The 12,425-nt window shown below is 72.9% G+C and carries 12 protein-coding genes; 9 read left to right on the top strand and 3 right to left on the bottom strand.

Annotated features, from left to right (window positions below; genetic code table 11):
- Positions 1–98: 98 nt before the first annotated feature.
- Positions 99–1,364 (bottom strand): PTS transporter subunit EIIC, encoded by a 1,266-nt coding sequence (locus M3677_RS05040; RefSeq protein ID WP_251159936.1) that lies wholly within the window; start codon positions 1,362–1,364, stop codon positions 99–101.
- 161 nt (positions 1,365–1,525) lie between these two features.
- Here M3677_RS05040 and M3677_RS05045 point away from each other — a divergent pair, with 161 nt between their 5' ends.
- Positions 1,526–1,783 carry a glucose PTS transporter subunit EIIB gene (locus tag M3677_RS05045; RefSeq protein ID WP_268746776.1) on the top strand — a complete coding sequence of 86 codons (258 nt, stop codon included), beginning with the start codon at positions 1,526–1,528 and terminating at the stop codon, positions 1,781–1,783.
- Positions 1,780–2,232: a PTS glucose transporter subunit IIA gene (locus M3677_RS05050; protein ID WP_209684238.1), complete on the top strand. Its 453-nt coding sequence runs from the start codon at positions 1,780–1,782 to the stop codon at positions 2,230–2,232. The genes M3677_RS05045 and M3677_RS05050 overlap by 4 nt, the downstream gene beginning before the upstream one ends.
- 121 nt (positions 2,233–2,353) lie before the next feature.
- Here the strand turns inward: M3677_RS05050 and M3677_RS05055 are convergent, their stop codons facing one another.
- Positions 2,354–3,088, bottom strand: coding sequence for a GntR family transcriptional regulator (locus M3677_RS05055; protein ID WP_066651794.1), 735 nt, complete (start codon positions 3,086–3,088; stop codon positions 2,354–2,356).
- Positions 3,089–3,219: 131 nt separating this feature from the next.
- Here M3677_RS05055 and M3677_RS05060 point away from each other — a divergent pair, with 131 nt between their 5' ends.
- The 7 genes from M3677_RS05060 (at position 3,220) to M3677_RS05090 (ending at position 11,688) form a co-directional block, all read left to right on the top strand.
- Positions 3,220–3,846 carry a response regulator transcription factor gene (locus M3677_RS05060; protein ID WP_200884149.1) on the top strand — a complete coding sequence of 209 codons (627 nt, stop codon included), beginning with the start codon at positions 3,220–3,222 and terminating at the stop codon, positions 3,844–3,846.
- Positions 3,839–5,044, top strand: coding sequence for a histidine kinase (locus tag M3677_RS05065; RefSeq protein ID WP_066651791.1), 1,206 nt, complete (start codon positions 3,839–3,841; stop codon positions 5,042–5,044). Before M3677_RS05060 ends, M3677_RS05065 begins: the two co-directional genes overlap by 8 nt.
- 128 nt (positions 5,045–5,172) lie before the next feature.
- Positions 5,173–7,206 carry a DUF2156 domain-containing protein gene (locus tag M3677_RS18335; RefSeq protein WP_251159937.1) on the top strand — a complete coding sequence of 678 codons (2,034 nt, stop codon included), beginning with the start codon at positions 5,173–5,175 and terminating at the stop codon, positions 7,204–7,206.
- Complete coding sequence (locus M3677_RS18340; RefSeq protein WP_251159938.1) at positions 7,203–8,495, top strand: esterase family protein; 1,293 nt, start codon at positions 7,203–7,205, stop codon at positions 8,493–8,495. Before M3677_RS18335 ends, M3677_RS18340 begins: the two co-directional genes overlap by 4 nt.
- Positions 8,496–8,578: 83 nt before the next feature.
- Complete coding sequence (locus M3677_RS05080) at positions 8,579–8,992, top strand: lactococcin 972 family bacteriocin (protein ID WP_251159939.1); 414 nt, start codon at positions 8,579–8,581, stop codon at positions 8,990–8,992.
- Between the two features lie 24 nt (positions 8,993–9,016).
- On the top strand, positions 9,017–11,041 hold the full coding sequence (locus tag M3677_RS05085) for a hypothetical protein (RefSeq protein ID WP_251159940.1): 2,025 nt from the start codon (positions 9,017–9,019) through the stop codon (positions 11,039–11,041).
- Positions 11,038–11,688, top strand: coding sequence for an ATP-binding cassette domain-containing protein (locus M3677_RS05090; protein WP_251159941.1), 651 nt, complete (start codon positions 11,038–11,040; stop codon positions 11,686–11,688). The genes M3677_RS05085 and M3677_RS05090 overlap by 4 nt, the downstream gene beginning before the upstream one ends.
- A 30-nt stretch (positions 11,689–11,718) precedes the next feature.
- Here the strand turns inward: M3677_RS05090 and M3677_RS05095 are convergent, their stop codons facing one another.
- A complete protein-coding gene (locus M3677_RS05095; protein ID WP_251154188.1) occupies positions 11,719–12,291 on the bottom strand; it encodes a GNAT family N-acetyltransferase in 573 nt (190 codons plus the stop codon).
- Positions 12,292–12,425 lie beyond the last annotated feature (134 nt).

Consider the following 12,425-nt stretch of genomic DNA (forward strand, 5'->3'; position numbering starts at 1 on the left):
CTTGCTGATAACGGTTGTCAAAATCAGCCGACCGACGGACGGAAGGCGCGGTGCCAGCCGGTACCGCGCCTCCCGTCCGGAGCAGGATCAGCGAGCGATCAGGGCTTGGTGGCCGCGTCGATCGTGTTCTCGGCGATCGTGTCGTCCTCGCGGCCCGGTGTCCGCAGGTTCCACTTCTTGATCACGAACGAGAACAGGAAGTAGTAGACGACCGCGTACGCCAGACCGATCGGGATGAGCCAGATCGCCCCGTCGGCCTTGCCGAAGTTCAGCACGTAGTCGATCGCGCCGGCCGAGAACGAGAAGCCGTCCCGGATCCCGAGCGCGTTGACCAGCGCCAGCGAGGTCCCGGTGAGGACCGCGTGGATGACGTAGAGCGGGAACGCCACGAACATGAACGAGTACTCGAGCGGCTCGGTGATGCCCGTCACGAACGACGTGAGCGCGGCCGAGATCATGATGCCGCCGACGACCTTGCGGTTCTGCGGCTTGGCGTTCCGCCAGATCGCGAGCGCACCGGCGGGCAGCGCGAACATCATGATCGGGAAGAAGCCGGTCTGGAAGATGCCGGCGGTCGGGTCGCCGTGCAGGAAGCGCGCGATGTCGCCGTGCCAGATCGTGGTGCCGTCGTTGAAGCTGCCGAGCTGGAACCACGGGAAGAAGTTGAGCAGCTGGTGCAGGCCGATCGGGATGAGCATGCGGTTGACGAACCCGAAGACGCCACCACCGATGACCGCGTTGTCCGCGACGGCCTGGCCCGCTGCGGTCAGCGCGATGTCGAAGTAGCGGAAGACGAACGACATGAGCACCGCGATGACGAGGCCGGCGGCGGCGGTGATGATCGGCACGAGCCGTCGACCCGAGAAGAAGCCGAGGAAGTCCGGCATCTTCGTGCGGTGGAACTTCTGCCACAGCACGGCGGCGACCAGACCCATCACGATGCCGCCGAGGACGCCGTAGTCGATCATCTTCTGTCCGCCGTTGGCGTCCTTCACCCCGGCGAGGACGATCGGCGACATGACCTTCCAGACCTCGTACACGACCATGTAGCCGACGACCGCGGCGAGCGCCGTCGTCCCGTCGGACTTCTTCGCCCAGCCGATCGCGATGCCCACCGCGAAGAGCAGGGGCAGCCACGTGAAGATCGCACTGCCGGCCGCGCCGATGACCGACGCACCCTGCTCGAAGCCGGGGATCGCGCCGAGCATGTCGCTCTGGCCGAGGCGGTTGAGGATGCCCGCGGCCGGCATGACCGCGATCGGCAGGAGCAGGCTCCGACCGAGGCGCTGGGCGTTCGCGAACAGCCTGGACTGCTTCTTCGGGGTCTTCTTGTCCGGCACGTCCGTTGCAGCAGCGGTGCTCATCGGCGTTCCTCTCGTCATCGGGTGGAGCTGGGCGCAGGGGTGAGTTGAGTCATGCGAGGACCCCGGGTAGCCTCGGCGGTACCGCCGGGCCCGGTCCTGTCCGGTCATGACCAGTTCCGTAGTCTGAACCGGTGACCAGATGCGTGTCAACCCGGCACGGAATCCGCAACGAGGAGGAAACGATGGCCGACATCAAGGCAGCCGACATCATCGCCGCACTGGGTGGCGCGGACAACATCGACGAGGTCGAGGGCTGCATCACGCGCCTCCGCGTCGAGGTCGAGGACGGCGACCTCGTGGACAAGGCCGCCCTGCAGGCAGCGGGCGCGCAGGCCGTCGTCGGCGGCGGCACCGGGTGGCAGGTCATCGTCGGTCCGATCGCGGACAACCTGGCGCAGGACATCCAGGACGAACTGTGACCGCGGTCCGGACCCCGTTCGCGGGCCCGGTCGTCGCACTCGCCGACGTGCCCGACCCGGTGTTCGCCGGGCAGCTGGTCGGCGCGGGGGTCGCCGTCGACCCGACGGGTGTCGCGGGTCCGGTGACCGCGGTCGCCCCGGTGGACGGCACGATCGTCAAGCTCCACCCGCACGCCTTCGCCCTGCAGGGCTCCGCCGGGACGGACGTCCTGGTGCACGTCGGCATCGACACCGTGCAGCTGCGGGGCGAGGGCTTCGAACTGCTCGCGGCCGAGGGTGACACCGTGCACGCCGGGGACCCGGTCGTGCGGTTCACCCCGAGCGTGATCGAGGCCGCCGGCTACTCCCCGGTCTGCCCGGTCGTGGTGCTCGGCAGTGCGCCGGACTCGGTCGAGCAGCGCTCGGTCGGCACCACGGTGCCCGAGGGTGCCACGCTCTACACGGTCTGACCGCGGGGGAACCCCGCCGAGTCTCGGCCCCGCGGACGTCTTCGCAGGAGCACGACCGCGAACCTGTCCGCGGAGCCGAGACTCGGCTCCGGCCGCGGGGGCGGGGGCGTGGCAGCGCGCGCTACGCCCCCGGCCGTCGGGCGGTGACCTCCATCTGCACCCGGTAGCGGTCGGACCGGTACCAGGACCGGGCGTGCTCGACGGGTCGGTCCCCCGAGTACGACACCCGGTCGAACTCGAGCAGGGGTGCCCCGGTCCTGGTCCCGAGCAGCGTCGCGACGTCGTCGGCCGCGGGCTTCGCCGCCACCGTCTGCTGCGCCCGGTCGATCGGCACGCCGTACGTGTCCGCCGCGAGTGAGTACACCGACCCGGACAGGTCCTGGTCGAGCAGGCCCGGGTACGCCGTCGCCGAGAGCCAGGCGTCGTCGACGGACACCGGTGCGCCGTCCGCCATCCGCAGGCGCTTCAGGTGGTGGGCCGTGTCGCCCTCGTCGAGGCGCAGCGCGGCCGCGGTGTCGGCCGGCGGGACCCGCTCCTCGCGCACCAGCACGACGGTCGTCGGGACGTGGCCGAGCGCGCGCATCTCCTCGGTGAAGGACGCCAGGTGCAGTGTCGACTGCACGGGACGGTGCGCCACGAAGGTGCCCTTGCCGCGCACGCGCTCCAGGTAGCCCTCGTTGACGAGCTGTCCGAGGGCCTCGCGCACCGTGATCCGGGACACCCCGTACTCCGCGATGAGCTGCCGCTCCGAGGGGATCGCCGCGCCGGGCGCGAGTCGGGCGGTCGCGAGGTCGAGCAGGATCCGCCGCAGCTGCTGGTGCTTCGGCTCGGCCCCCTCGGTGATGCGGCTCGTCATGCGGTCCTCGTGCTCCGGTGCTCGTCGACTCCGGGCGGTCCTCGCCCAGCTGGTCCTGTGCGGACATGACCAGTTGTCCTCACAGTAGCGATCAGGATGCGAGAAGCCAACGCCGTGACAAGATGACGCCCGTGACCTCGGTGGTGATCGTGGACGACGAGACGCTCGTCCGGTACGGCTTCGAACTCATCCTCGGCGCAGCGGCGGACATCGACGTCGTCGCCACGAGCGGTGACGTCGACGCGGTCGAGACCGTGCGCCGGCACGCCCCCGACGTGGTCCTGCTCGACGTGCGCATGCCCCGGGTGAACGGGCTCGAGGTGCTCGCTGCACTCCGGCAGCTGCCCGAGCCGCCCGCCGTGGCGATGCTCACCACGTTCGACACCGACACGCAGGTGGTCACCCGGGCGATGGAGTCCGGCGCCGCCGGGTTCCTGCTCAAGGACACCGACCCGGAGTCGCTCGCCGAGTACGTCCGGGCGCTCGCCCGCGGCGGCATCGTCCTGGCACCGGGCGTGGACCGCACCCGCCTGTTCGCGCACCGGCCGTCGACGCCGGCGCCGGAGCTCTCCGACCGCGAGCACGCCGTGGTGCGGCTCGTCGCCGAGGGTGCCAGCAACCCCGAGATCGGTCAGCGCATCGGCGTCAGCACGGGCACCGTGAAGGAGGACGTCCGCGCCCTCCTCGCCGCGTTCGGCGTCACCACGCGCGTCCAGCTCGCGCTGCGCGCGGCTGAGGCCGGGCTGCTCGATGGCTGAGCCCGCTCCGTCCGGTCGCGTCCGACGACTGCTGGCGCGGACGGACGGGAGGCTCGACGCACTCGTCGACGTCGGCCTCCGTCGTGCGCGTGCCCACCCGGCCCCGTGGTGGCTGGTCGACGCGCTCTTCCTCGCGGCCGCCGTCGTCGACGCCGTGCTCGACATCGCGGGCGCCACGACGACCGAGATCACCCTGTCGCTCGTCGCGGCGGGTGCACTCGTCCTCCGTCGGCGGCTCCCCGTCCTGGCCTTCGCGCTCACGATGCCCGGGCTCTTCATCGGCTCCGGTGTCGTCGCGGCGAGCATCGCCCTCTTCACGCTCGGTGAGCGGACGGACCGCCGGTGGCTCATGCTGCTCGCCGCCGTCGTGCAGTTCGTCGGGTTCAGCGGCTTCGTCGTCGGCCCGCCGCAGCAGCTCGACGAGATCGTGGTGTCGATCGTGTACGCGCTCATCTTCGCGCTCGGCCCGCTCTCGATCGGCCTGCTCGTGCGGACCCGCGCGGACCTGGTCGACCGCATCGCCGAGCTCGGGGCCTCCCGTGCCGAGGAACGGCGTCGCGCCGCCGAGGTCGCCCTCTCCCGCGAACGCGCCCTGCTCGCGCGCGAGATGCACGACGTCGTCTCGCACCAGGTGACCCTCATCGCGGTGCAGGCCGGCGGCGTGCAGATGGCCGGGCGCGACGAGCAGGAGCGGGCGTTCGCGCGGACGATCCGGCAGCTGTGCGTCGTGACCCTGCAGGAGCTGCGCGAGATGGTCCAGGTGCTCCGGGCGTCCGGCGGCACCGACCGGGAGATCGCCCCGCAGCCCGTGCTCGCCGACCTGCCCCGGCTCGTCGCCGCGAGCGGGCTCGAGACCGACGCGGCCGTCGACCTGCCCGAGACCCTGCCCCTGCCCGTGCAGCGCGCGGTCTACCGCTTCGTGCAGGAGGGCCTGACGAACGTCCGGAAGCACGCCCCCGGCGCCGTGGTCCGGATCAGCGGTCGGCTGCACGGCGACCAGGTGCTCGTCGACCTCGTGAACGGGCCCGCACGTGCCGACCGGCTCGAACTGCCCGGGTCCGGCCTGGGGCTCATCGGGCTCGGCGAACGCGCGTCGCTCCTCGGCGGCCGCCTCGACTCGGGACCGCAGCCCGGCGACGGGTTCGCGCTGCACCTGCGCCTGCCCGTCGAGCACCGACCGAGCGTCCCCACCCCCTGACGGCCGGGCGAGCGAGCGGCGGACGACGGGTGACCAGCCCTCCGAGGGACGGTCGGTGGCCGATCGGCCACCCGTGTTCACGCCACCGCCCGATGCACCGACCCGGCAGGGTCGGCTGTGATGGCAGCGTGGTCCAGTCAGCGCTCGTCGTCAGCATCCGTCGACACCCCGTCTCCGTGGGCGTCGGCGTCGCCTCCGTCCTGCTCGCCGTCACGGCACGCGTCGCGCACGCCGAGCCGGACTTCCCGCACCACCCGCCGGTCGCCTGGGCAGCCCTCGCGGTCGTCGTGGCCGTCACGGTGCTCGCGGAACGCACGCTCGGGTCGCTGCGCACCGTCCTCGTCGGCGTGGGCGCCCCGCTCGCGGCCGTCGGCGTCACCTTCCTGGCGGTGACGGTCGGGTCGGCGATGGGCGAGGCCCACGCGGAGGCCGCCGCGGGTGAGCCGCTGTTCGCCCCGTCCGCCGTCGCGACCGCCCTGCTCGCCGCGGCCTCCGCCACGATGCCGCCGGCCCGCCGACGTCGTGTCCGGGCCGTCCTGTGGACGGTCGTGCTCACCCTGGTGCTGTTCGCCGGCCACGGCTCCGACACCGCGCGTGCCCTGGCGACCCTGTTCGGGACCGCCGCCGGAGCGCTCGTGGTGCGCCGCGCCTCCCGGCCGGCACCGACCGCGCCGCGCACCGACCGGACCGTCGTCACCCACCCGCGCTCGGTCGTCGTCGCGACGCTCGTCGCCCTCGGCGCGGGCACCCTGGTGACGCTCGTCGTGCCGGAGCCGGACGGCGTCCTGTCGCCGTTCGCCGATGCCATGAGCGACCGGGCGACCGTGCTCGTCGGGGTGCTCCTGGTCGGGGCCGCCTGGCTCGTCCAGCGCGGCCGTCGCACCGGGCTCGTCCTGGCGGCGGGCCTGCTGGTGACGCTGTCCGCCGTGCTCGCCGACGTGTTCCTCATCGAACCACTGCAGGACGGCTTCGTGCAGTGGCAGGGTCTGACGACCGACGAGGTCGAGTGGCAGGTCACGCTGCTCGGGGCCTGGGCCGTCCCCGCCGCCGTGCTCCTGGCGATCGTGGTGCTCCGCGGCCAGCTGGTGCGCGCTCGCTTCCGTGCGACGCCGACCTGCGGCGAGGACTACCTCGGCATGCTCCGCGAGGGGGACGCGGGCACGCTCGGGCACATGGGCACCTGGCGGGGCAACGCGACCTGGACGCACCCGGACGGACTCGGTGCCGTCGCCTACCGCGTGCACGGCGACGTCGCCCTGACCGTGTCGGACCCGGCGTGCGCCGCTGCGGACCGGGCCGAGGTGGTCGCCGCGTTCGCCCGCGCCTGCGAGCGGAACGGCTGGACCCCCGCGTTCACGAGCGTGCACGAGCCGGTGCGGGCGATCCTCGCGGCCGAGGGGTGGGCGTCCTTCCCCGTGGGCGTGGAGTCCGTGCTCGACGTGACGACGTTCGACCTGCGCGGCAAGAAGCGCCAGGACCTGCGCACCGCGTCCAACCGTGCCGACCGCGAAGGGCTCCGCGACGAGTGGACCACGCTCGCCGCCCTCGACGCCGACCAGCGCGCGCAGGTCGAGACGATCTGCACCCGCTGGGCAGCCGACCGTCGGCTGCCGGAGATGGGCTTCACGCTCGGTGGGTTCCGCGAGCTCGAGGACCCGGACGTCCGACTGCTGCTCGCCGTGACCGCCGAGGGTCGGGTGACCGCGGTGACGAGCTGGCTGCCCGTGTACGAGCACGGTGCCCTGACCGGGTACACGCTCGACGTCATGCGACGCGGCGAGGACGGGATGCCCGGGGTGATGGAGTTCCTGATCGCCCGGACCGCCCTGCGCGCCCGCGAGGCCGGCCTCACCACGATCAGCCTCTCCGGCACGCCGCTCGCACCGCACACCGACGCCGGGTCCTGGGTGGCCCGCGGGTCGGCGCTCCTCGCCCGGGCGCTCGAGCCCGTCTACGGCTTCCGGTCGCTGCAGCGCTTCAAGGAGAAGTTCGGCGCGCGCCACGAGCCGCTCTGGCTCGTCGTCCCGAGCGCGCTGCAGGCGCCCCGGGTGGCGCGAGCGCTCACCAGCGCGTACGTGCCCGGGCTCCGTCCCAAGCACCTGTGGGCGCTCCGCCAGGCGCACGTCGCCCCGGCGGCTGAGCAGCCGGCCGCCCGCTCGTGAGCCCCGTCGAGTGGCTGCTCGCGACGCAGCTGCAGGCACCGAACAAGCTCGTGCCGGCCGACCTGGCGTTCGCCGTGCTCGCGACCGCCGTCCTGCTGCCCGCCGTGCGGCAGTGGCGGTCGCGGCAGGCCTGGCGCCGAGCGGCCCTCCGCGCCGGCATCGCTGCCGCTGCCGCGCTCGTCGTGCTCGCCGCCTGCTGGTTCACCACGCAGGTCGTCGACCTGTTCGGCGTCGCGCTGAGCCCGATCACGCAGATGTGGAGCGCCTTCGCCGGCGCGGCACTCGCCCTCGCGGTCACCGGTCTGGTGCAGGGCGGCGGATGGCGTCGCGCGCTCGCGATCGTCCTGGTGCCGGCGGCGCTCGTCGTGCCCGCGCTCGGCATCAACGTCGAGTTCGCCAAGTACCCGACGCTCGGCACCGTCGTGCAGAGCGACCCGTGGCCCGCCTACGACCGTGACGCCGCTCCCCTCGACACGATGCCCACCGCCGGGATCGTCCGGACCGCGACCATCCCCGGCACGCGCTCGCACTTCGACGCGCGGCCGGCCGTCGTCTGGCTGCCGCCGGCGGCCCTGGTGCGGGACCCGCGACCACTGCCCGTCGTCATCGCCTTCTCGGGGCAGCCGGGTGCGCCCGGGGACCTGTTCACCGCCGGTCGTCTGGCGGAGTCCCTGGACGCCTACGCCCGCGCGCACGACGGTCGGGCGCCCATCGTCGTGAGCGTCGACCAGCTCTCCGCGCCGGGGAGGAACACGATGTGCGTCGACTCCCGGCTCGGGAACGTCGCGACCTACGTGACGCAGGACGTGCCGACCTGGATCCACGCGAACCTGCCCGCGACGACCGACCGGAAGGCCTGGGGGCTGACCGGGTTCTCGCAGGGCGGCACGTGCACGATGCAGTTCCTCACCGGGCACCCGTCCGCCTTCGGTGCGGCGCTGGCGGTGTCGAGCGAGCTCCAGCCGATCGACCAGGGCCCGCAGCACAGCGCCGACCAGGCGTTCGGCGGATCCGTGGCGGCCTGGCAGGCGGCGGCACCGATCGCACAGATGCGGGAGCACGGGCTGGACGGCCACGCCCTCTGGCTGACCGCCGGGTCGTCCGACCGGAAGTTCAGCGAGAACGCACGGGAGCTCGGTGCGGCCGCGCGGGAGGCAGGGGCCCGGGTCGAGGTCGGATCAGCGCCGGGCAGCGGTCACGACTGGAACACCGTGCAGTGGTCGTTCCGGACGTACGTCGGGCCGTTCGCGGATGCGTTGTCCGTGGCGGAACTTCGATCACAAAACTGAATATCGTACATCCGATGTTTGACGTCAGTACCGCCCCCGCGCAACGCTGTGGGGACACGTCAGACGAACGGAAGGACGACGAGATGGACCACAGGGCGACACAGAACACGGGGAAGCAGGTCCTGCTCGGGCTCGCCGTGACAATCGGTCTGGTCCTCGGCGGGACGGCGACAGCGGCGGTCGCCAGCCCGACCGAGGTCCTGGGGCACGGTCCCGAGGCGGGTGGGGTCGTCCTCCCGGACTCCGGCATCGGGACGACGGGCGAGCACCGGACCTCGGGCCAGCAGCGGAGTGACGGCGGGGGCGGGAGCTTCTGGCAGTGGGGCGTCAGCGGCGGGGACGTGTGGTCGAACTACTTCCGTGAGAAGCGGTGCCACGGCGCCACGGCGGTCGGCAAGAAGACGAAGCGCGTCACCGGTGTCGCAGGTGGTCGGTACGCCTACGCGGCGACGCCGAAGAAGCCCAGCGGGAACCAGGCGTACTACCACAACTGCTGATCCGGTCAGGCTCGAGAGGACGGCATGCGATCCCGCGTGCTGCGGCTCGCCTACGCGATCCCGCCGGTGCTCGCCTTCGTGCTCGCCTTCGTCGGACTGGCCGTGACGGACGAGTCCGGCGTGGTCGGCTCGACGTCGTCGGTCACCGTCTCCCTGGACGGCGCGGCGCAGTCGAACCGGGTCATCGCCGGAGCGATCGCCCGCGTCGCCCGAGAACACCACGCGACCGTCGTCCGGATGGTCGCCGACCGCGCTGACCCGATCGGACGCAGGACAGCACTCGTGACCGATGCTCCGGGGACGATCGGCGAGCAGTGGCTCCGTGACGGCTACCCGGACTTCTCCCGCACGATGTCGTCCCGGGTCCGGCCGATGTCCGACCTCGATCGCGTGGACCCGGCAGGGACGTACGAACTGTTCGGGGACGAGGCCGCCCGGCGCGACCTGGTCCGCGCCTTCGCCTCGGCCGGGTACGGAGCCCGGACCGAGTCGACCCCGCTCCTGGGCCGGCTCGGGATCGGCGCGACGGTCGACGGCGTCCCGGGCCTGGTCGGCGTCCTGGTGCTCGGAGCGACGACCGCGTGCCTGGTCGCGACGGTCGGCTCCCCACGGCGCTGCGCGGTCCGGCGACTGCACGGACACAGCACGGCGCGGATCCTGCGGCAGGAGCTCGGTGCACTGCGGACGAGCGCGACGGTCGCGCTCGTCGGCGCGCCACTCGCCGGCGTCGGCATCTGGATCATGAACGGCGCAGCGCAGTGGCCGGCACTCGTCGCTGCGACCGCGGTGCTCGGCGCCGCGCTGCTCACGCCGGTGGTGCTCGCGCACGCGACGGGCGTCCTCCTCGCCTGCCGACGGCCCCTGGTCGACGCGCTGCGTGGGGCACGGCCGCCGGGCGGTGTCGTCGGCCTCGCCCACGCCGCCCGTCTCGTGGCGACCCTGCTGCTCGTCTCCGCAGTGAGCGGTCTCGTCGGCGCCGAGATCGTGGCGAGGACGTCCGGCACCGAACGGGACCTCCGAGCGGCGGGGACGGCCGTGCAGCTGTGGATCACGCCGGACCCCCGACCGATCGAGTCGCAGGCGTACTGGGACCGGCTCGGCCGGTTCGCCGGTGGGGCGCTGCAGGACCACGACGCTCTGCTCAGCGCGGTCAAGGAGGTCTCGACCGGTTTGGGCAACGCCGGGGTGCCCGCGCTCTTCGTCGACGCCGAGTACCTCCGGCTCCAGGACGTCCGCGCGGCAGACGGCACCCGCATCCGCGCCGGGTCGAGACCGACCGTCTGGATCCCCGAGCACAGCTGGCTCGATCCGGACGCACTGGTCCGGTCGCTCACCGACTGGGACCTCCGCGATGCGCCCGATGCGGCCCGCAGGGACATCACCGTCGGGCGCCTCGGTACGCCGGAGCTCTGGACCTACCCGGACGGCGGCTCGGTGCGGGGCTGGCTCGACGACGCCGTCCTGGTGGTCGTCCCGACGCCGGCCACGATGTTCTCGGCGGACCAGCTCGGCTCGTGGCTGTCGACCGGCGACGTCGCGTTCCGCGACCGTGCGCGCGCGGAGCGGGCGATCCACGCTGCCGGGGTCGGCTCGGAGATCAGTGCCGTGGTGGACGTCGGACAGGCGGCAGCGGAGACCGCACGCGGTGCCCGACGGACGGTCGTCGCCCAGGCTGCTGCGGTCGTCAGCGCTGCCGTCGTGGCGGTCGTACTCGCCGCGCTCGCCACGTCGGCCCATCGTCGACGGCACGGCCGTGCCCGGTTCGCCAAGACCGTCGCGGGCGTCCACCCCGTCCGTGCCGACGGCGACCTGCTGACCGTCGAGGTCGTGTCGGTCGTCCTCGCAGCACTGGCAGCCGGAGTGGCGTGGTCCCGGCTCCGGCTGGGCGATGCGGGGCAGATCTCGGTGCTGGACCCACTGACGCAGGCCGCGAGCCCGTCGGCCCTGCTCGCGGTCACGGCCGCGGTGGTCGTGTCGATCCTGAGCACCTCCATCGTCCTCGGCACGGCGCGCGAGACCGACCGATCACGAGGAGACGAGGCGCGATGATCGAGGCACGAGGGGTCAGCAAGCAGCGGGGCGGTCACACGCTCTGGGAGGACCTCACCTTCTCGGTCGCCGCCGGCGAGGTCGTGGCGCTCACGGGCCCCAGCGGCTGCGGCAAGTCGACGCTGCTCGACTGCGTCGGCCACATCGACCGGGTCGACTCCGGGACGATCAGCATCGGCGGTGTGGACGCGGGACGGAGTGCACGCCGCGCGCGCCTGCTCCGACGGGACCACATCGGCTACCTGTTCCAGGACTTCGGGCTGGTCCACGATGCAACCGTGGGGGCGAACGTCGACCTCGCCCGACCGACCGGACGCGGCCGTCGTCGGGGCCTCTCGACCGCCGCGGCGCTCGAACAGGTCGGACTCGGCGGCCGCTCGACGGCGCGCGCCCATGAGTTGAGCGGCGGCGAGCAACAGCGCGTCGCGCTCGCGAGGCTCCTCGTCAAGCAGCCGTCCGTCATCCTCGCCGACGAGCCGACCAGCGCGCTGGATGCCGACAACGCTGCGCTGGTGCTCGACCGGCTCGAGTCGTTCGCGGCCGCAGGCGCCGCGGTCCTCATCGCGACGCACGCTCCGTCGGTCACACGGCGCGCGGCACGCGTGATCGCCCTCCGGGATGCACGGGACCATCGAGGCGGCCCCTGAGCAGGCCCGCTCCTCGGCGTCGTCCGCCCCTCAGGCGTTGCGGACGAGCCAGGCGAACTGGTCGTCGGTGAGTTCGCGGTCGGTCCACACCTGACCGAGCACGCCGTCCGGAGCAGCGACCGACGCCGGCCCCTGCCAGACGAGCGACAGCCCCACCTTCCGCAGCACAGCGGCCGACGCCGGGTTGTTGGTCAGCACCCGGCCCGTCACCGGCGCGCAGGGAGCTGCGCGGTGCGCTTCGGCCACGGCTGCGCGCGCGAGCTCGCCGGCGTACCCGTTCCCCCAGGCTGCGGGAGCCAACCGGTAGCCGAGGTTCCAGACCCCCGCCGTCGTCATGTCGACGCCGCCGACCCCGACGAACGCTCCGTCCGTCGTGCGGACCGTCCACGAGCCGAGGCCGTACCGGGCCCGACCGCCGATCTTGCGCTGCACCATGTCGATCGTCGTCGCACGGTCGGCGTGCCGCCCGGAGGGCAGGTGCTCCCAGGTCCGCGCGTCGGAGAACACCGTGTGCACGTCGTCGATGTCGGCGGGCGTGAGCGGTGTCAGCACCAGGCGATCCGTCCGGATCTCCTGCTGTGGGGTCAGGAGCTGGTGGGCCATGGTCCGATCATCACCCCGACCCCCGACAACTGGGTGGACACCACGCGACGTCCGCGCGATCCGGCCCCGGACTGCGGCTTCGCGCAGCCCGGGGCCGCCCAACGAGTACACAATCACCGATTTTTCAGCATGAA

Source organism: Curtobacterium sp. P97 (assembly GCF_023712445.1).
In the GTDB taxonomy this organism is placed as follows: domain Bacteria; phylum Actinomycetota; class Actinomycetes; order Actinomycetales; family Microbacteriaceae; genus Curtobacterium.